This is a genomic window from Corallococcus terminator (assembly GCF_049194865.1).
Classification (GTDB): domain Bacteria; phylum Myxococcota; class Myxococcia; order Myxococcales; family Myxococcaceae; genus Myxococcus; species Myxococcus terminator_A.
In genome coordinates, this window is the sequence record NZ_JBLZWL010000142.1 from 223,258 (window position 1) to 241,853 (window position 18,596).

Here is an 18,596-nt window from a genome sequence, read left to right on the forward strand (position 1 = left end):
ATCCCTCTGGATGGCGCCTCGCGTCCGCCAAGGGAAAGTCATGTTCATCGAGACATCAAGGCACCGAATCACCGGAGTCCGAGGGCTCCTCTTCACCATGGGTACAGGGTTGCTGGTCGGATGTGGCGCGCCTCCAGAGCCCACGCCGACCACCGACGCGTCCCTCGTGGCCATCGGCACGTCGGCGCAGTCGCTGTATGTCGACTCGGACGAAGTCTGGGGGCGACCCAACCTGACGGTGTGCTGGGACACGCCGGGCTTCGCCACCGAGAAGGAGTGGGTGCGCACCTCCATCCGCGACACCTGGGAGAAGGAGAGCAACCTGGTGTTCTCAGGCTGGGGCGCCTGTCCCAGCTCCGCGGACATCCGCATCACCATCAGCGACGAGGGGCCTCACACGGAGGGACTGGGCACCAACATCGAGGACGAGGAAGAGGGCATGGTGCTCAACTTCACCTTCGCCAACTGGAGCCCCTCCTGTGCCTCCAGCCCCGCGCAGCGTGAGCACTGCATCCGCGTCATCGGCGTTCACGAGTTTGGCCACGCCCTGGGCTTCGCGCACGAGCACAACCGCGGGGACACGCCGTCCACCTGCACCACGCCGTCCCAGGGAAGCGACGGGGACACCCACGTGGGCGCGTGGGACTTGATGTCGGTGATGAACTACTGCAACCCGACGTGGAACAACGGCGGGCAGCTCAGCACCACGGACATCCAGGGCGTGCGGCAGTTCTACGGACAGCCTCGTGGGGCGGACCAGCAGTTCCATGTGGCCAAGGTGGACACGGACTACCGCGCGGACATCCTCCAGACATACCGAGGCTGGGGCAGCATCCCCACGTGCCGCTCGACGGGGAGCGGTTGGACGTGCTCCAACCCTGGCGCGACTGTCTACAACTGGGGCTCGCCAGAGCAGCGGTACGTCACGGGTGACTTCAACGGCGACGGGCGCACGGACCTGGTGCAGACCTATCGTTTCTGGGCCAGCTACCCGGTCTGTTACTCCACGGGCGCCGCGGCCTGGTCCTGCTCCAATCCCTATGCGGACATCTACAACTGGGGAACAGGGAGCCAGCGCTTCATCACTGGCGACTTCAGCGGTGATGGGAAGACGGATATCGCGCAGGCGTACCACGACTCGTCGATGCTGCCCGTCTGTCGCTCCACCGGCACGGGTTGGTCCTGCAACAACCCTTCGGCCACGCTTCGTACGACGGACTCTCCCGAGGTGCGGTACCTGTCGGGGGACTTCAATGGTGATGGGCGGGATGACATCGCGCAGGTGTATCGCCGCTGGTTGACGCAGCCCTTGTGCCTGTCGACGGGCACGGCCTGGTCCTGCAGCAACCCCAGCGTAGCCATGTACGACGCGGGCAATGCCGAGCAGGACTTCCTCACCGGCGACTTCAACGGCGACGGGCGGGACGACATCCTCCAGTCCTATCGCGGATGGAATGCCATGCCGCTGTGCTACGGCCTCTCGTCGGCGACGTGGTCCTGCAACATCCCGGCGGGCACGTTCTACAACTCGGGCTCCCATGAGCAGCAGATGCTGACGGGCGACTTCAACGGGGACGGGCGCACGGACATCATCCAGACCTACCGTGGCTGGGGGAGCATCCCCACGTGCTACTCCACCGGGTCGGGCTGGAACTGCAGCAACTCGCCGGCGACCATCTACAACTCGGGATCCTCCGAGCAGCGGTTCATGACGGCGGACGTGAACGGTGATGGACGCACCGACGTCATCCAGGCCCACCGCTCCTGGGCCCGCTACCCGGTGTGCCTGTCCACGGGGACGGGTTGGAATTGCGGCAACTGGTTGTCGACTGTCTACGACATCGGGACGTACTGAGTCGGTGGCCCGGGCTGCTGTGTAGCTTTGCTACGGCTCGGGCCGCTGCCTCACGGAGTAGATCCACCCCTCCCCCGTGCTCGCGGCCGTGGGAGGGGCCCCGGTGAAACCCGAGGCCCATGCTGATGCCGCTGACAGGGCAGCGAGAAGCGCGTCGAGCGCATCTCCGTCGGCGTCGGAGACCATCGTGAGCAGATCGCTGTCGGGGATGATCAGGTCCGTGGATGCGCGGACTCGCCGGAGGATTTCTCGTCGGCGTTCCTCGAAGCCACGGCCCTTGTAGGTCTTGGGCAGGCCGAGCCAACGGACGACCTCGGCGGGGAGGACCTCCACTACTGCGGGACCGGGGCTCGTGCTCCAGGGAGGAAAGGAGCCACGACAGGTGCCGAGCGCACGCAGGCCCCAATAGGTCTGCTTGTACATGCGCAGGTTGGTGGGGGCGAATGGGGCTGCGCACTCCGCATCCGTGACGCGCTTCTTCTCAGGCCCGACAGCGGCCTTGAACGCCTCCGCCGAGGTAAACATCGCGCCGATGGCCTGGCCCAGCTCGCGAGGGCCCGCGACGGGGAGCCCGAGCGAGGCCAGTTGGCTGGCTTCGAGGCTGAAACAGAAGTCGAGTCCAGCCACGTCGGTCTCCTGGGCCGACAGCCATGGACCCAGGCCCTCCGACACCGTCTGTGCCCCTTTCGACGAGAAGGGCCGCTGGAGGCATTGGAGGCGCCCCTGTCCGCCCTTGAAGCTCAGCGTCGCGGCCCAGACCTTCCGGTGCGCATGGACCGCACCGCTCCAGTCCACACCCACCGCCCGCCCTTGCTGGGGCAACCACATCCGGGAGGAGCTCAGTCGTAGCGCCACGTGCCTGTCCTGGTTGAGCCCGGACAGGCCTCGCGGGCATGGAGTGAAAGTCCGACGAACATCCCCGGCATGGCGCTCAGGAGTCTACCGCGGGGGTCACGCGGCCTGGCTGTAGCGGTCGCACTCCGCCAGATACTCGTCGCTCGACATCTGGAGGGCGGCGACGCGCAGTTGCTTGACCTTGGGCTTCTTCAGCGTGGTCTTGACCACCACCGACTTCCCGATGGGGATGCCCATGTAGGACTGGTCGACGTAGGTGTTCTCCTTCACGTCGTCCCAGGCGATCAGCACGCCGTCCGGGAAGAGGATGCCGTCCCGGCCGATGGTCAGCACGGGCGTGTCCAAGCTGCCCAGCGGCTTGAGACAGTTGAAGATCATCCAGATGGACGTCGCCGTGATGAAGCCACAGAAGGCCATGACGCCCGTCTCCCCGATGGAGCGGTAGGTGAGCGCGCCGAAGAAGGCCGTGGACAGCGTCCAGATGACAGCGCCCACGATGAGCTTCGTGCGCGAGTAGTAGAACGCGACCGGCTGTTCCGACTTCGCCTTGGTCCTGGCAGAGCTATAGATTTCCATGAGGTGATGCCTGTGGGGGGTTGGGGGAAAAAGTCACTGCTCGAGACGGTCCGTCAGGTAGGCCAGGAGCACCGGGGCGTTGACGATCTTCTCCTCGTCGATCTTCCGGAACCTGCCGTTCACCGTGATGACCAGCTCCCGGGTCGACACGCCCTGGTCGTGCCCGTCCTGGAAGCGGATGCTCTCGATATCGTCCCAGCGGATGAGCTGCCGCTTGTGCGTCAGCCCCTCGGAGCTGAGCGTCAGCGGGCCGAAGTCCACGGACCGACCTGCGGCGACCTGCCGGCGCACCTTGTCCAGCAGCGCGGCGACGACACGATCCGTCACCTCGGCCTCGAGCTCGTCCGAGTCGCTCCACAGGTTCAGCCGCAGCCGGTACTTGCCGCCAGCGTGGCGGAGCACGAGACGATCATGATTGTGCAGCCGGACGATGCTGCCCACGTCCCGCCACGCCACCGTCGTGTCACCCGAGGTGAGCCGCAGCGAGTCCACCGTGAGTGACTCGGGGGCGCGCAGCCAGACGAACAGGTCGCTGGCGCGCCAGCCGATCACGTAGATGCCGCACGGGATGCCCAGCAGGAGGATGAAGAACCCGAAGTAGCTCCGCAGCAGGCCGTGAACCATCGACAGCGGGAGCAGGTGGATGGACAGGGGCGCGAGCACCGCCGCCATCACCACGTAGATGAGGATGAACCCCACCACGAGCCAGTAAACGGCCGGCGAGGGGAAGACCAAGGTGTGTACGCGCTTCAGGGGACAGCTCCCAACGGGCCGGATGGGTCACCGAGGGCCACAAGTCCCGGTGAATGAATGTTCGTTCACCTCTATAATTAAAGACAGGTGCTTTTTCGACTACCAAACGCATGAGCAAGCGTGACGGGACTCGAAGTCAGGCATTTCCTGTCAAAGGAAGGAAACCCGGTAACGAGCACGAGTGAAACACTCCCGTCCTCTCATTCAACGAGAGCGCTCTGAGCAAGCCTTCTTGGCGTCCCACGCTTTCGGTCTCGTCGAATTTCGCGGAGTGAGTGCCTCACGAAACTCGCCTGCCGTTGATGAACGCCATGCCGCCCCTTCGCGGCCAACCGGTGAACTACGACACGTACGAGTACACGGGGCTTCTTCACCACTACCCTCCGCGACGCGGTCCACGACGCTGGCGACCACGCGCGGTTCCACGGGGGCCTTCACGGAGGCTGCGATGGCCGGCCGAGTTCGAAAGAGCAGCGGCGTAGTAAACCTGTCCATCGAACCGGCTCTCCCGCACATTGGGCGTGGCCCGGTTCCGTAGACAGGTTGGTTACGCTGCCATCCTCTTCGTTGTGGACACTCGCTCGAACTCGACTGGGCTGATGTAGCCCAGGGAGGAATGACGCCGCTTCCGGTTGTAGAACACCTCCATGTACTCGAACAACGCTCGCTTTGCTTCCTCACGTGTCTTGAAGTGGGTGACGTAGACGAGCTCCAGCTTCAGCGTGGAGAAGAAGCTCTCGGCCACCGCGTTGTCCCAGCAGTTGCCCTTGCGCGACATGCTGCACGCGATGCCGCGCTCCTCGAGCAGCCGGCGGTAGTCCTCGCTCGCGTACTGGCTGCCGCGGTCCGAGTGGTGCAACTCGGGCGCGGGGCGGCCGAGCAACGCCATGTCGAGCGCGCGCAGGACGAGGCCCCGGTCGATTTTCTCGCCCATCGCCCAGCCCACCACCTTGCGGCTGAAGAGGTCCAACAGTACGGCCAGGTACAACCAGCCCTCGTCAGTCCAGACGTAGGTGATATCGCCGGCCCACGTGCGGTTGGGCCCGTCGGGCAGGAAGTTCCTCTCCAGCGTGTTCGGCGCCACCGGGTGGCTGTGGGCTGAGTCGGTGGTCCGCACGAAGCGACGCGGGACGCGAGCGCGCACGCCGGCCTGGCGCATCAGGCGAGCCACCCGCTTGCGGGCCACGCGTCGGCCACGCGCCTTCAGCTCCGCGTGCACGCGAGGAGCGCCGTATGTGCCTCGGCTCTCCTGGTGCACGGCGACCACTTCAGCGCTGAGGGCCCTGTCACTCCTCTTGCGCTCGGACTCGGGCCGTTTCGCCCAGGCGTAGTAGCCGCTGCGGGAGACGCTCAGGTGACGACAGAGGGAGGAGACCGGAAAGAGGGCCTTCTTCGCGTGGATGAAGGAGAACTTCACTTCATCTCCTTCGCGAAGAAGGCCGCTGCATTTTTTAGTATCTCCCGCTCCAGCCGCAGCTCGCGGTTCTCCTTGCGCAGCCGAGCCAGTTCCTCGCGTTCCGCTGTCGTCAACGCACCGGGCTTGCCCTCGCCCCTGTCCGTCTTCGTCTGCGCCTGGGCGTGGCCCGGTTCCGTAGACAGGTTGGTTACGCTGCCATCCTCTTCGTTGTGGACACTCGCTCGAACTCGACTGGGCTGATGTAGCCCAGGGAGGAATGACGCCGCTTCCGGTTGTAGAACACCTCCATGTACTCGAACAACGCTCGCTTTGCTTCCTCACGTGTCTTGAAGTGGGTGACGTAGACGAGCTCCAGCTTCAGCGTGGAGAAGAAGCTCTCGGCCACCGCGTTGTCCCAGCAGTTGCCCTTGCGCGACATGCTGCACGCGATGCCGCGCTCCTCGAGCAGCCGGCGGTAGTCCTCGCTCGCGTACTGGGCGGATTCAATCGGTCGTCGCAACGCTGTTGGACTGCAATGAGTATAGGTGCTCGTTGAAGGCTTCAGCAGGTGTTTTCCATCCGAGTGCTTTGCGAGGGCGTCTGTTGAGCGCTGCGGCGACAGCGGCGAGGGCGCGGCTCGAGTGCCTGGCCAGGTCTGTGCCCTTGGGGAAGTACTGGCGCAGCAGCCCATTGGTGTTCTCGTTCGTGCCGCGCTGCCATGGGCTGTGCGGGTCGCAGAAGTAGACGGCCAGGCCGGTGTCGATGCGCAACTGGGCGTGTTGCGCCATCTCGGCGCCCTGGTCCCAGGTCAGTGAGCGGCGAAGCTGTTCGGGCAGCGTGATGATGGATGCTGTAATTGCGTCGCGAACTGCCAGGGCGCCGTGTCCAGCGAGCGCAGGGCCGTTCTTCACCCGGGGCTGACCGTAGGTGTCCATTCGGGGCAGATGCAGCAGCATTGTGAAGCGGGTGGTGCGCTCCACCAGGGTGCCAATGGCCGAGCTGCCCAAACCGACGATGAGGTCGCCCTCCCAGTGCCCCGGCACCTCGCGGGCATCTGCCTCGGCAGGCCGCTCACGAAGCATGACGTCTGGGCTGACAAAGTGTTTGCCGCGCCTCTTGGTGCGCCCCCTGGGTACCCGCAGGGCCCGGCCCGTCCGCAGGCACGCAGCCAGCTCACGCCGGAGTGCGCCGCGGCCCTGCACGTAGAGCGCTTGGTAGATGGCCTCGTGGGAGATGCGCATGGAGGACTCCTGCGGGAAGTCGACCTGGAGTCGGTTGGCGATTTGCTGCGGGCTCCACGCCGTCACCCAGCGCCGGTCCTGCCTGCGACCATGCCGTCGGCCTTTCCAGCCCACAGTCGGGCCTGGCACGGCTACCCCATTGGCGGCGCAGAGCGTGCCAGCGAGGCCATCCTGTACGTACCGACGCAGCTTGTCGTTCACCGCGAGTTTCGCTGCTTTGGGGCGCCGGGCGCGTCGGTCAGCGTGCCATTGGGCGGCGGTGGCGCGGTATTGCAAGGCGCCGCCCCGGGTCGCAGCGTTGCGGCGCAGCTCTCGCGATACCGTCGATGGCGAGCGGCCGATTTGCTGCGCGATGTGGCGTACTCCGCACCCCTGGGCGTGCAAGACAGCGATGTCTTCGCGCTCAGCGAACGACAGGTAGCGCTGCGACAGCTTGGCCAGGCGAAACGGCGGCATTCCGCCACTCTCGCGAAACCAGCGCGTCCCGACCACCGGTGACACGCCGGCTGCTGACCCTGCATCCTCACTCGAAAGACCTCGGGCGATGGCCGCCCAAAAGCGCTCTCGATGCTCACGCCTGCCCACCGGTGGACGACCGGGCGACGACATCCGTGTGCGCCCGGCCCGCTCCGCGCGTCGACGTCCTCTTGTGCCCATCGCGACATCTCCTTCTTGGAGTGTTGCGACGACCCCTTGAACCCAAGCTGGCTGCCGCGGTCCGAGTGGTGCAACTCGGGCGCGGGGCGGCCGAGCAACGCCATGTCGAGCGCGCGCAGGACGAGGCCCCGGTCGATTTTCTCGCCCATCGCCCAGCCCACCACCTTGCGGCTGAAGAGGTCCAACAGTACGGCCAGGTACAACCAGCCCTCGTCAGTCCAGACGTAGGTGATATCGCCGGCCCACGTGCGGTTGGGCCCGTCGGGCAGGAAGTTCCTCTCCAGCGTGTTCGGCGCCACCGGGTGGCTGTGGGCTGAGTCGGTGGTCCGCACGAAGCGACGCGGGACGCGAGCGCGCACGCCGGCCTGGCGCATCAGGCGAGCCACCCGCTTGCGGGCCACGCGTCGGCCACGCGCCTTCAGCTCCGCGTGCACGCGAGGAGCGCCGTATGTGCCTCGGCTCTCCTGGTGCACGGCGACCACTTCAGCGCTGAGGGCCCTGTCACTCCTCTTGCGCTCGGACTCGGGCCGTTTCGCCCAGGCGTAGTAGCCGCTGCGGGAGACGCTCAGGTGACGACAGAGGGAGGAGACCGGAAAGAGGGCCTTCTTCGCGTGGATGAAGGAGAACTTCACTTCATCTCCTTCGCGAAGAAGGCCGCTGCATTTTTTAGTATCTCCCGCTCCAGCCGCAGCTCGCGGTTCTCCTTGCGCAGCCGAGCCAGTTCCTCGCGTTCCGCTGTCGTCAACGCACCGGGCTTGCCCTCGCCCCTGTCCGTCTTCGTCTGCGCCACCCACAGCCGCAGTGCCGACTCCGTCAGGTCCAGGTCGCGGGCGACTTGCGGGAAGGACTTGCCCTCCACCAGCACCAGCTTCACCGCCCCGGCCTTGAACTCCGCCGAGAACTCACGGCGCGGCCTCCGGGGCTTCTTCTGCTTCTCCTCGTTCGCGGACATCCCGTCCTCCTTCCATCACATCTCGGGTGTCCACGGAACTGGGCTACTCCCAGTCCGCTCCTTCATCAGCAAGGAGGTGGCCAGCTTCCTGAACAACAAGGGAGGTGTGCTGCTCATCGGTGTGGCCGATGATGGAACGGTGGTAGGAGTCGAGAACGACATCGCCCGGCTGCACGAGAAAAGCCGTGATAGTTATGTGGAGTCGTTCACTAATGACTTCATCCGGCGTCTCGGCAAGTTTGAAAGTTCGCGCGTGGGCTCCTCCTTCCACGAGGTGGACGGCAAGGTGGTGTTCGCCATCAAGATTCCCCAGGGTGTCCAGGCCGCGTACGCGTTGGACACCGAGAATGGGCAGCACAAACAGCGCCTCTACGTCCGCGCGGGCAACACGTGCCAGACCCTCGAGGGCAAGGATGCTGAGCAGTACATCAAGAACCACTGGTCCCCCTGAAAGAGCCAGGTCTTACCGTGTCGCGCCTGAAAGCACGCCAATCTAAGCTCCAACACATAGCAGCGCCAAGACTAGAAGGGAGCATTTCCAGCCAAATACAGTTCGGAAGAATCGTCGAAAACCATCTCAAGTGGTTCTTCGACCAGCTCGGTATGAATGGCCAGCTGAGAATTTGCGAGGATCAGTTCGTCGGGTATGTGACCGTCAAAAATGGCATGGTTTTTAGCGGGCCGGCTACAGTGAGAAAGACCTGCTCGGATTCAAAAAAGAAATTCGAAGACTTCATGTACCGCACGCCTCTCACCGAGTGGAAAAGGGACGCTGCTACTTCCCGGCCTAGAGTCAATGCCCAGATCATCATCCAGACGCTGGAGAGCCCGCACAAAGAGGAGTATCTGCCTCTCGGGGAGCCACCGCGACCGGCTGCCGGCCACGAATGGGGGGAAACCGGATGGGGACTGAGCAAGCTATTTAATACGACTTGGTCACTTCAAGAATGCGTGAGGGAGGGCGGACTGTTCCCCAGGCATGACGCCGACGCAGATGAAACGACTGGAGGGGGAGCTGGCGAGCTTCCTGGAGTCGATGTTCTCGGGCTTGGGACGTGTGGAGCGGCGCCGGGCCATGGACTGGTACGTCAAAGGACTGCTGCTTGAAGGCGAGCGCAAGAGCATCGACCCGATGGCGGGGCGACTGGTGGAGCAAGCATCCGAGAAGGAGGCCATGCGCCAGCGCCTCCAGCAGTGCCTCAGTGGCAGCAACTGGGCGGACGATGAGGTCATGCGCCGGCTGGCCTTGAAACTGGAGGAGGACCTGCCAGGCATCGAAGCTCTGGTCTTGGATGACACGGGCTTCCCCAAGAAGGGCAAGCACTCCGTGGGCGTGGCCCGTCAGTACTCGGGCACGCTGGGCCGCACCGACAACTGCCAGGTGGCCGTCAGCCTGCATCTGGCTGGTGAGAAGGGCAGCGGCTGCATTGGGATGCGGCTGTATCTGCCGGCGGAATGGACGTCCGACACGGAGCGCCTGAGCAAGGTGGGCGTGCCGGAGGACGTGGTGTTCAAGACGAAGCGGGACATCGCTCTGGAGCTGATTGGCCGTGCGTTGGATTGGGGAGTGAAGCGGCGGCTGTTCCTTGCGGACTGCGGGTATGGGAATGACATCGAGTTCCGAGAGGAACTCACTCGCCGAGGGTTGCCGTACATCGTCGGCATTCGGGGAGACTCCGTGGTCTGGCCTCCCGGATTCGAGCCTCCGCCCATTCCCTCGAAGCCCCCGGGCATGAGTGGGCCAGCTCGCACGCGCTACCGTTATGGCGAAGCGAGGCCCGTTGCCGCTCAGAAACTTGCCGCCGACCTACCACCCACCGCATGGAAGTCGCTCACCTGGGGTGAAGGTCCCAAGGGCCGCAAGCGCTCTCGTTTCGCGGCACTGCGCATTCGCATTGGCCATGGACACTCGATAGGGCTGGCCCCGGGCGACGAACAGTGGCTGCTCTGCGAATGGCCCAGGAACGAGGAGGGGCCCACCAAGTTCCATCTTTCCACGTTGCCGGCGGACACGTCCCTCAAGCAGTTGGTGTGCCTGACGAAGCTGCGCTGGCGCGTCGAGCGGGACTATCAGGAGCTGAAGGCCGAAGTCGGCCTCGACCACTTCGAAGGGCGCACGTGGCGCGGCTTCCACCACCACGCCACCCTCTGCGCCGTGGCCCACGGCTTCCTCGCGCTCCGTCGGGCGCTTTTCCCCCCAGAGCCGAGTGCACTGGACCCTGCCGATGGTGCGGCGCGCGATTCAACCCATCCTGCTCCAGCAGATTGGCACCTGCCCGCTTTGCAACAGGGCCATCAACGCCAGAGCGCCGCCTGAGCTGCCCTCGCGGATGTGACCAAGTCGTATTAGACGACGGGAAATATGCGCTTGTTCTGGTCAACGCAATCCAATACCAGTGTTCGCTGGGCGTAGATACGAAGGTGCACCGGACGAAGGTGTTCAAGGATTGCTGGGAAAAATTCGGGCGCGCCTTATACGTGCATCGGATAAAAGGTATCTACGAAGACGGCGATATCACCATCAACTCCTGTACCTCGGATGAAGGCCTGAGGGGGCTGGTTCAGGAGGCGCTTGAGGACGCTCTTCCCGACGACGCGACTATCCTCAAGCTGAATCATCCATGCACTTGGCAGGGTATTGCGAACATGCGCCAAAATGGAAGGTCCCGAAAATATGAGTGGGTCAAGAAGAAGTCCTCGGCCTGATCTGCCTCGCTGGAGTGCAGGAGAATGGGGGCCATGTCGAGGATGAGGGTTGTAGCCGAATGGCCGAGGAGGTCTGCTAACGGGAGTCCCCCGAACGATGCGTCAGAGCGGTAGAGAGACAGTGCAGCCCCTAAAGGCACACGCCAGCCCCAAGCAGATACAGAGAAGGCGAGTGCGGCGCCTGAGCCGGTGTCAAGGAAGAACGCCGAAGAAGGAACGGACGCCAGCCGCGATTCTTCCAACTGTCTTCCGGGTGAACGGACCGCCGTCCCGACTGCTCCGACTTGCTATCCGCTTGGCCGACCCGCTACGAACAGCTTGGGTGACCCGCCTGCGATCCATTACCCCGGCCCGTCACACGTCGACGCGGGCGGCGTCACGGCAGCCTCCATCACATCAGCGCCGGCCGTCATGCTGGCCTCCCCCGGCGTCCGGCGCGACGCCCAACTCGTTGAAGCGCTCGTGAAGCGCGAGGAGCACCTCGGCGTCGAGCGCGGCATACTTCAACTGGTCGGCATCGAGCGGGCGGCGGCTCCAGTTAGAGGTCTGCGAGGTCTTATCGAGGACGATGCCCAGCTCCCGCTCGCACACCATCGCGAGGCTGTGACCGCCGAGGGCGTCGGTGCCGCGCGCACGCCGCGAGGCCTCCAGCGTGTCGAAGACGCCGTCGAGGGCGATTCCGATGGCGGCGAGCACGCGGCGTTCGAAGCGGGCGTTGTGGATGACCTTCAGGGGGGCGGGGCCGCTCAGCACGTCGACGATGGATTTGAGGTCGCCGATGGCCAGTGGGTCGATGAGGAAGGTCCTCGTGCGCGTGGCGAGCTGCAGGAGGCAGAGCGTGCCAAAGTCGAGCGCAGTCTCGACGTCGAGGCCGACGACCTCGGCGGCGCGCAGCTCCTCGCTGACGGCGCGCAGTGCCGCCGGCGTGTCCACCCACTGGACGTCGTTCTTCGGCGCTGCGGCAACGCCAGGGACGGCGCGCGGGGCGAGCACGAGGGGCAGCGGGCCGGGGGCCTCGACGTCGGCGAGGCGCATGCCGGTCGGTCGCGCGGCCACGCGGGAGCCGTTGACCTTCACGCTGGCGAGGAATCGCAACGTGCCGGCATGATCGAGGAGGCGCTCAGACAGGAGCCGGTCCTCAGCCTCCTTAGGAAGGCACGGTTGGAATTTGCTGAGCATCCCGCGCGCCATCTCGCGGGCAGCTTCGGCAGCGACGCACTCCCAGTTCAGGTCGGCGAGCGAGCGGATCGCGTCACCCGCGGCAGTGAAGGCGATGTCCTTGCAACGCAGCGAGAGGTTCCCCGCTACCCACTTCTTGCCGGACTTCTGCTCTAGACCCGCCGCGAGGAGCCGGTTCACCGCACCGCCCGCGAAGGTGTGCCACTGGACGCCGTCGGGGTGGTCTTCGAGCGTTGCCGTGCCTCCCTCAAGGAGGCCGTCGTAGCTGTCACGCACGACAGCCAGCTCGGTGGCGGCGGCCTTGCTGAGCCACGCGCCCTCCTGCTTCTCGTGAAGCAGCACGTCGAGCATGCCCTGGCAGAGCGCGTTCGAGAGCACGCCCGGCAACCCGAGCCAGCTCGGCACGCGGCCGTATTCTGCGGGGCGCACGTGCAGCACACCCTTGCCGTAGTCGATCTGCCCGACCTCCCACGCGCGCCCGGAGAGACGGAAGCAAAGCGGGCCCTTGCTGGCGTCATGCATCGAGACGAAGAGCGCCTGGATGTAGCCGACGTCTTCCTTGCCGTGCTGCACGCGCATGACCGGCGGCGCGGTGAAGACGGCGTAAAGCTCGAAGAAGTTCTTGCGGCCGTAGAGCTTCTCGCCGCGCTGGCCGAGCGACAGGAGCCCGTCGGCCTCGTAGAGAATCTCGCGCTTGAGCATCGTGTCGACCAGTTCTTGGACGCGCTCGTGGCGCACCGATGAGAACGGGTACGCGGCCTCGACCCACGGCATCAGCTTGTGCCGCGAGATGCCTCCCTCCTGGAGAATGAGCGCCATCACCTGGTGCGCGAGCACGTGCATCGCGTGAGCGGCGGGCGTGACGTCCTCCACCCATCCCGCCTCGGCGAGACGCAGCAGCGCCACCGACTGGAGCAGTGACTCGGAGCTCAGGCAGAAGAACGTGCAGTTGGCGCGCGTGTTCGCGCGGCGGCCGGTGCGGCCGAGGCGCTGGAGGAACGAAGCGACCGAGGCCGGCGCGTCGACCTGGATAACCTGATCGAGATCGCCGACATCGATGCCCAGCTCCATCGTCGAGGTGCAGACGATGGCCGTGTTGTGCCCCTTGGCGAACTGCTCCTCAGCGAGGGTGCGGTCAGCTCGGCTCACCGAGCTGTGGTGGATGAAGACCTCGACTCCTGTGCCAGCGAGAGCGTGTGCGACCTTCTCGGCCTTGCTGCGGCTCTCGACGAAGACGAGGCTCTTCTTGCCGCGCGCGACCTGTCCGATGGCGGTTGCGGCCTCGCTGATGTCAACGCACAGGTCGAGGCGCAGGTCACGCTGCGCCTTCGCCTTCGGCGGGTCGACGAGGCGGAACGGCCGCTTGCTCGATCCCTGGAGCCACTCGCCGATGACATTCGGGTTGCCGACGGTGGCCGAGAGGCCGATGCGCTGGATGTCGCGACCCGTCATCGCGACGAGGCGTTCGAGCAGGCTCGCGAGGTGCGCGCCGCGATCGTCGGCGGCGAACGCATGCACCTCGTCGATGATGACCGCCGAGAGCCCCGAGAAGAGTGCCTTCGCGTCGGTGCGCTCGGAGATCATCATGACCTCGAGCGATTCGGGGGTGGTCATCAGGAGGTGCGCGGGCGTGTCGCGGAACTTCTTCTTCTTCGAGTCCGAGACATCGCCGTGCCACTTGAAGACCTCAAGACCCACCATGCGCGTGTACGACGAGAGCCGCTCCTCTTGGTTGTTGAGGAGCGCGCGGATGGGGCACACGTAGAGCGCGCAGACAGGCTTCAGGTCCTCCGTGAGAATCCGCGAGAGCACCGGGAAGATCGACGCCTCGGTCTTTCCGCCGGCCGTCGGAGCGAGCACTACCGCGTTGCAGCCGTCGAGGATCGCGTCGATCGTCAGCTCCTGGACAGGGCGAAGCGAGCGCCAGCCCAGGTCGTGGATGATCGCGTGCTGCAAGTGCGGATGAAGGCGCTCGAGTCCGGCCATAGCTACCCGTCCAGCCGCTTCCGCTTCGGAGCCGGGGGCGGTTCCTCGTTATCGTTGGAAGTCGGCTCTTCGGGCGGCTCTTCGACGGGGCGTCCGTGCTTGGCGGCGAGTTCCTCGGCGGTGAGCTTTCCGTCGTCGAGCTGGAGCTTGTAGTGCTCGCGCGGATCGTAGGCCTCGTGGATGTCGACGCGGTCCATCACGTCGATCAGCTCACGGAGAAACATGCGCGGCGCCAGCGCCACCTTGCCGCCGAAGCCCGCCGTGACCTGCGTCACGAGCCCCTGGAGGAACGCGTCGCTGACGCGCTCGGTAAGGCGCGCCGGATTCTTAGCGGGGTACAAGTTACGGATGCGAGTGCCTACCGTGAGCAGGCGGTCGTCCGTGAACGGCGTGAGCCGCACCTGCGGGGCCTTCAGGTTGTCGAAGCGAGTGTCCTCAGAGAAGTTCACCTGCACGCGCTGGTACAGCGGCGCGAGCGCCTTCAATCCCTTGTAGCCCTCGAAGAAGTCGCGCGTGCCGGTGACCACCAGATACAGCCCGGGCAGCTCTTCCTTCGCGAGCATGTCCATGAGCTGCCGGAGCGCGTTGAGCGATCTCTCGCGCGTCTGCGCGTTCATGCGCTGCACGGTCTCGACCTCGTCGAGGACGACGACGAGCCCGGCGTAGCCCGACTGCCGGAGCAACTGGAGCAGTCCGGCCAGGAACGTCAGCGATGCCTGACCGTCGACCTTGCCCTTCACGCCCGCCGCCGCGAGCACGGAGCGATCCGTGTGCGGTTGCCCTGCGAGCCACGCGAGCAGGCCCTGCGCGGTGGCGAAGTCGCCCTGGTGCGTCGCTCGGTGGTAAGCGCGGAGCACCTGCGCGAAGGCGGGGTTGCGCTTTGAGAGGTCGGCAAGCTTGTCCTCGAGCCGCTGCTCGGTCGCATCGGCGAAGCCTGGGTCGTCCTCACTGATGCCGCGCAGGCGCGTGACCTCGTCGCCGACCTGATAGAGCCACCCCTCGACGATGGCTTGGAACGCGTTGGGCCCGTCAGCTGCTGTCTCGAGCTTCTCGATGAGGCGCCGGTACACCGTCTCCAGGTGATGGAGCGGGGTGTCGTTGATCGAGATCTGTACCTCGGAAGATGCGAACTTCCGCTCGCGCGCCTTCGCGCACAGGTAGCGCGCGGCGAAGGTCTTGCCGGTGCCGTACTCGCCGCGCATCCACTTCGACAGGCCCTTGCCGTCGGCGACGAAGTCGAGGTCCTCGTTAACCGCCCCGACGAGCGCGTCGAGGCCGGTCACGAAGTGTTCGAGCCCCACGTTCGGCACGAGACCGCTGCGGAGAGCGTTCACGATGGCTGCTGATTCGGGGACGACAGCCATCAGCGTCCCTCCTTCGGCTGGTAGCGGTACATGGTCTCCCCACTCGGCAGGACTTCATCGCTGAAGAGAATATGGCCCCCCTCGTGGAGGGTCCGGCGCAGCGCCCGCATGAGTCCGTTGAGGCGGCCCGGGTTCTTCTTGAGGCGCTCAGCCAGCTCGCTCGCCCGCGCAGAGCCGGTTTCGCGCAGGAGCACGAGGATGCTTTTCTCGTCGAGGCTGAGCTTCGCGAGCAGCTCCTTCGCGATGGGCAGCGAGTCAGCCTGGTCGGCCGGGTTGAACAGCGAGAGCTGCGCCTTCGGCTTTGCGGGGACTTCGTCCGACGGCAGCGGCGTCACGATGGGCGGCTGTACCAGCTTCGCCGCGGTGGTGACCTCGGCGAGCGCACCGCGCCCGTACCACCACGCGGGCTCGTCGGCGTGGAGACCTTCGCGCCCCAGCCAAGCAAGAGGGACGACCACCTCTTCGAGCCCGCAGCCGCCGTGGAATCCAACCTGCGACCCGCCGAGGTACGCGCCCGAGCGCCAAGCGAAGGCGCGTCGCTCGGGCGGCCCGCCGAGCCCGGCGATGTCGATCTCGATGAAGCCCTCGGGCACCGGATCGTGCTTGCCGAGCGCGGTGTAGCGTGGCGTCTTGCCATTGCCGGAGCGGAGCGACTTGTCGACGAAGGGGCTGTGCCCGTGGTCGGCAGTGATGAGCACGCGCCGCTTCGCATTGAGCGCCACGCGCAGGGCGGGCTTGAAGGCGCTGATGTCCTCCGGCATTATCTTCACCGTCGCGCCCGTATTCGACGAGCCGATCTGGTCGTCGACCGCGTTGAACACGACGCCGACTACCGAGAGCGACTCATCGTCGAGCGCGGAGAGAAGCTCCTGCCCGCCGTCGGTCAGGTCCCCCTTGAGGAAAAGACGCCGCTTGCGGCTGCCGAGCGCGGCGTTCTGGTTGAAGCGCGCCTTGTCGGTCTTCGCCTCGTCCTGGTCGCGGAAGACGGTCTCGGCGACGAGCGGGTCGTTCGGCAACTCGCCGAGGAAGATGGCGCCGCGTGCGTGGCTCGTGATGGTCGGGAGCGGCGAGAGCGCCGGAAGGCCCGCCACGACCCCGCTTGCGTCGGGCTTGATGCCGAGCGGGAACGAGCTGTCCTGCGCGAGCGCGTAGAGTAACTCGAGGAACACCGGGTAGCTGCAGCCGTCGAGCACGACAAGGAAGAGGCGCGCGTCGGGTTCCTGCTGCCACACGGGCGCGACGGTGCGCTTCCAGAGTCGGTGCAGCGGCGTGAGCCCCTCGCGGTGGAGCGCGGCCTCATAGCCGCCGGAGAGCGTTTCGGCGAAGCGGCGATTTTCGCGGTCGCGGCGCTCACGGCACGCGGCGAGCAGCTTGTTTGCCTCGGCGTGGTAGTGGACGCTGCTCGCGAGAGCGCGGCGCAATTGCATCATCGCGAGGTCGACGAACGCACCACCCCGCTGGTAGTCGCGCACCTGCTCGAGCAGGTCGAGCTTCGGGCTGAAGGGCTGGTCGAGGTAGCGAGAGATGCGCGCCATCGACTCGATTACTGCGAGGTCGCCGCGATGCATGCGCGCCGCGCGGTGGTTCGACAGCCACGTGATGTCGGCCGCGCTGATCGCCCTCCCGTTGGCCGCCTGCTGCGCGAGCTCATGGCAGCGGTCCGAGAATGCGAGCGGAAGCACGCGGCTGGTCTGGAGCTGCGTGGGCGTGAGGCTTTCGCGCCCGACGCGATCTGCACCGGCGAGGAGGTCACCCGCCATGTCGCCCAGGAGCACCAGCGTCTCCTCCGCGAGTCGCGCGACGGTACGCCGGAGGATGCGCCGGTCCATCTCGAGTGGAGGCTCAGTGGCAGCCTTCCACAGCGTGCCCCACGCGGGCTTCGGCAGCTCGGCGGCTTCGACCGTGAGGACCGCGCCGTAGACAACGAGCTCGCGCAGGCGATTATCCGGCTCGGCGAGCGCCCAGGCGAGAAGGCGCCCCTCGTCGCCGTGAAACGTGGGCATCGCGTCGCGCACGAGCTGACTGACGTTCGTCGACCAGCGTGGCGACTCCTGTACCCAGGCGGCCAGAAGCTGCGCGGGGCTGCGCGTCCGCACCTGCTCGCCCACGCTCACGTCGACGAGCAGCTCCGTAAGCAGCCGGCGGTCGACCACCGTGGGCAGCGTACGGTGGCTCATCGCGAAGCCCAGGCGGTCGACGTTCTCAAGCGCGAGCTGTTGCATGTAGGGCGCGTCGGCGCCGACCACACGCACGCCAAGTACAACCTCGAGCACGTCGTTCACCGAGAGCGCGTGGACACGCTGGTTGCACGCGCGCCGCAGCAAGTCTGGGGCGTTCTGGATACGCCTCGCTACGTCCTCGGGCATCACTGCGATGAGAGGCGCTCCTTTCGCCTTCCACAGCAAGTGTCGAAGTCCGAGCTCGGACGAGGTCCTATGCACGCCGTAGGGGCCCTTCGACGTCGGCATCTGGTCCGGCAGGTTCTCGAGGCCCTCGCCGTCGATCACGAGCAGGTAGCCCGTCTCGCTGGCACCGCCAGCTTGATCGAGGAGACGACGGAGAAGGAGCTGGGCAGCACTCACTCGAGGTCCTCCGTACGCACAAGTACGACGCTGATCGGCTTCGTTCCCTGCTCAGTGAGCGCCTTGCGCACCTCGGCCAGGAAGTCCGAAATGGCTCCGGCGTCGGTCGGGTTCACGCGCTTTTTGAGGAGCACCGTGCGCGGCGTGATCTGGGTGCCACCGCCGACGAGAGGGGGCTGGGCCCCACCACCAATGACCGGAAGCTGTGGCGCCTGTGGCTGCTCGATGAGCCGCTTGATCAGCTCCTGAGCCTTCTTGTTCCAGGCCGCGACCCAGTCTTTCGTGAGCGGCTGCTCGGCGTGCGCCGCCGCGAGGCGGCTGTCGAGCGCGCTCAGGTGCCCATTCACCTCGCTGCCGATGACAGGATGACTCACGCCCGCATTGAGGTTCCCTCGCGCGTGCTCGTTCAGCTCGCCGAGAGCGTCACGAAGCGTCTCGGCCTGCTGCACGATGGTGCGCAGCGCGTCCGACGCATCATCAGGCCAGGCGGCGAG

12 protein-coding genes and 3 pseudogenes are annotated in these 18,596 nt (G+C 65.9%); 4 read left to right on the top strand and 11 right to left on the bottom strand.

Annotated features, from left to right (window positions below):
- The first annotated feature begins 40 nt into the window (after positions 1-40).
- The gene (locus ACN469_RS42510) at positions 41-1,855 is read left to right on the top strand and encodes an FG-GAP-like repeat-containing protein (RefSeq protein WP_498777946.1); all 1,815 of its coding nucleotides are present in this window, start codon (positions 41-43) and stop codon (positions 1,853-1,855) included.
- 30 nt (positions 1,856-1,885) lie between these two features.
- Here the strand turns inward: ACN469_RS42510 and ACN469_RS42515 are convergent, their stop codons facing one another.
- The 7 genes and pseudogenes from ACN469_RS42515 to ACN469_RS42545 form a co-directional block, all read right to left on the bottom strand.
- Complete coding sequence (locus ACN469_RS42515) at positions 1,886-2,710, bottom strand: DUF429 domain-containing protein (protein ID WP_498777948.1); 825 nt, start codon at positions 2,708-2,710, stop codon at positions 1,886-1,888.
- Positions 2,711-2,806: 96 nt separating this feature from the next.
- Entirely contained in the window at positions 2,807-3,286 is a 480-nt protein-coding gene (locus tag ACN469_RS42520; RefSeq protein ID WP_498777950.1) for a hypothetical protein, read from the bottom strand.
- A gap of 33 nt (positions 3,287-3,319) precedes the next feature.
- Positions 3,320-4,021, bottom strand: coding sequence for a DUF6585 family protein (locus ACN469_RS42525; RefSeq protein WP_498777952.1), 702 nt, complete (start codon positions 4,019-4,021; stop codon positions 3,320-3,322).
- 565 nt (positions 4,022-4,586) lie between these two features.
- A pseudogene (locus tag ACN469_RS42530) lies at positions 4,587-5,632 on the bottom strand (IS3 family transposase); the annotation flags it as partial.
- Positions 5,633-5,643: 11 nt separating this feature from the next.
- Positions 5,644-5,934 (bottom strand): annotated as a pseudogene (locus ACN469_RS42535) (IS3 family transposase); the annotation flags it as partial.
- A gap of 4 nt (positions 5,935-5,938) precedes the next feature.
- On the bottom strand, positions 5,939-7,333 hold the full coding sequence (locus tag ACN469_RS42540; protein ID WP_498765136.1) for an IS30 family transposase: 1,395 nt from the start codon (positions 7,331-7,333) through the stop codon (positions 5,939-5,941).
- A 47-nt stretch (positions 7,334-7,380) separates the two neighbouring features.
- A pseudogene (locus ACN469_RS42545) lies at positions 7,381-8,285 on the bottom strand (IS3 family transposase); the annotation flags it as partial.
- A 76-nt stretch (positions 8,286-8,361) separates the two neighbouring features.
- On the opposite strand from ACN469_RS42545, the gene ACN469_RS42550 reads away from it, so the two are divergent.
- From ACN469_RS42550 to ACN469_RS42560, 3 genes are all read left to right on the top strand, one after another.
- Positions 8,362-8,736, top strand: coding sequence for an AlbA family DNA-binding domain-containing protein (locus ACN469_RS42550; protein ID WP_498777954.1), 375 nt, complete (start codon positions 8,362-8,364; stop codon positions 8,734-8,736).
- A gap of 528 nt (positions 8,737-9,264) precedes the next feature.
- Complete coding sequence (locus ACN469_RS42555) at positions 9,265-10,602, top strand: IS701 family transposase (RefSeq protein ID WP_498765154.1); 1,338 nt, start codon at positions 9,265-9,267, stop codon at positions 10,600-10,602.
- Between the two features lie 104 nt (positions 10,603-10,706).
- Positions 10,707-10,991, top strand: a complete 285-nt coding sequence (locus tag ACN469_RS42560; protein WP_498777956.1) for a hypothetical protein — start codon at positions 10,707-10,709, stop codon at positions 10,989-10,991.
- 396 nt (positions 10,992-11,387) lie between these two features.
- Here the strand turns inward: ACN469_RS42560 and ACN469_RS42565 are convergent, their stop codons facing one another.
- From ACN469_RS42565 to ACN469_RS42580, 4 genes are all read right to left on the bottom strand, one after another.
- Positions 11,388-14,156, bottom strand: a complete 2,769-nt coding sequence (locus tag ACN469_RS42565; RefSeq protein WP_498777958.1) for a DEAD/DEAH box helicase — start codon at positions 14,154-14,156, stop codon at positions 11,388-11,390.
- Between the two features lie 2 nt (positions 14,157-14,158).
- Entirely contained in the window at positions 14,159-15,520 is a 1,362-nt protein-coding gene (brxD, locus tag ACN469_RS42570; RefSeq protein ID WP_498777960.1) for a BREX system ATP-binding protein BrxD, read from the bottom strand.
- Positions 15,520-18,102 carry a BREX-2 system phosphatase PglZ gene (pglZ, locus tag ACN469_RS42575; protein ID WP_498777962.1) on the bottom strand — a complete coding sequence of 861 codons (2,583 nt, stop codon included), beginning with the start codon at positions 18,100-18,102 and terminating at the stop codon, positions 15,520-15,522. Before pglZ ends, brxD begins: the two co-directional genes overlap by 1 nt.
- Positions 18,099-18,596: hypothetical protein (locus ACN469_RS42580; protein ID WP_498777964.1), on the bottom strand; the 498-nt coding region annotated here is incomplete at its 5' end. The genes pglZ and ACN469_RS42580, both read right to left, overlap by 4 nt.